This is a genomic window from Gallicola sp. Sow4_E12 (assembly GCF_052116305.1).
Taxonomy (GTDB): domain Bacteria; phylum Bacillota; class Clostridia; order Tissierellales; family Peptoniphilaceae; genus JBQKLI01.
On sequence record NZ_JBQKLI010000047.1, the window covers coordinates 1 to 1,028 of the forward strand.

Annotated in this window: 2 protein-coding genes; both read right to left on the reverse strand. The window is 32.9% G+C overall.

Annotation, left to right across the window (positions count from 1 at the left end):
* Nucleotides 1-380: 380 nt before the first annotated feature.
* Nucleotides 381-710: a hypothetical protein gene (locus ACTQ46_RS11075; RefSeq protein WP_441749885.1), complete on the reverse strand. Its 330-nt coding sequence runs from the start codon at nucleotides 708-710 to the stop codon at nucleotides 381-383.
* A 184-nt stretch (nucleotides 711-894) separates the two neighbouring features.
* A complete protein-coding gene (locus tag ACTQ46_RS11080) occupies nucleotides 895-1,026 on the reverse strand; it encodes an IS3 family transposase (protein ID WP_441749886.1) in 132 nt (43 codons plus the stop codon).
* Nucleotides 1,027-1,028 lie beyond the last annotated feature (2 nt).

The following is a 1,028-nucleotide window of genomic DNA, read 5'->3' on the forward strand; positions in this document are numbered from 1 at the left end:
ATCAGGCCATTGACCTTGTCTATACAATTCCACACATTCTTTTTTAAATTCATAGCTATATCGCATAAAAATACCCTCCTTACTGTTGTCCAGTAAAGAGGGTACATATCATTCAAGAGGGTTTCTTTTATTTTCAGACAAAAAAAGAGAGGGAATTTCTTCCCTCAGAACAATCTATTTTTATAGTACTGTAGAATTATAAAACAAACCTTTAAAAATATCAAGTCTTTTTTTGTTTTTTTAGCAGTCTTTATCTTCTTTATGCCATCTAGCTGCTCTAAAATAGATTCTAAACCCGTCTTCCCTTCTTCTTTTTAAGAGAATTAAACTTGGTTGCTTCCCTCTGGCTTCATCTATTAATATTACCCTTCTTTTATCGATTAGAACTCATATCGAATAGTGTCCTTTAGCTCATCTCTTCTTAAAAGTTTTACAAACTCCTTTTGATCAAACCATTTTAAATAAGACTGATTGAAAGATTCTTCTATATTATCATAGATTTTCCGGTTAAACTCTCGGCTTATAACGTGGACATAGGTATCGATGTAACGATCTACATATACAGGATTTTTCTTATACCAGATATTATTCGAGTCGACTACCATGGAACATTCCCAAAGATCTAGATCATATGGAAACAGCTCATCGATAATAAATGCATATTTTAAATCATCATTAAGATCATTTATTCGTTCCATTTCATTAAGCATTTCTTCCCATTCCTCATCGGTCAGCTCAAAACTGTATTTTATAGTGACCCCCAAAAGTTGGACTTGGTTTTCGAAAACAATTAAATTAGTTTGCTGCTATTTTATTTAACTCCTTTCTGGTCTTGGCTGTCAAGAGCAGAAGCGTAGCGACTCTTGACGGATAAAATCCGAAAGGAGAAAATCTTTAGGCAGCCATTAATTGCTCTGTATATTCTACTGGGCTTTTCCAGCCCAGTTTTTCTTTTATTCGTTCGTAATTGTAATAGCGTATATACTTTTCTATTTCCCTTTTTAATTCTTCATAACTTTTAAAGATTC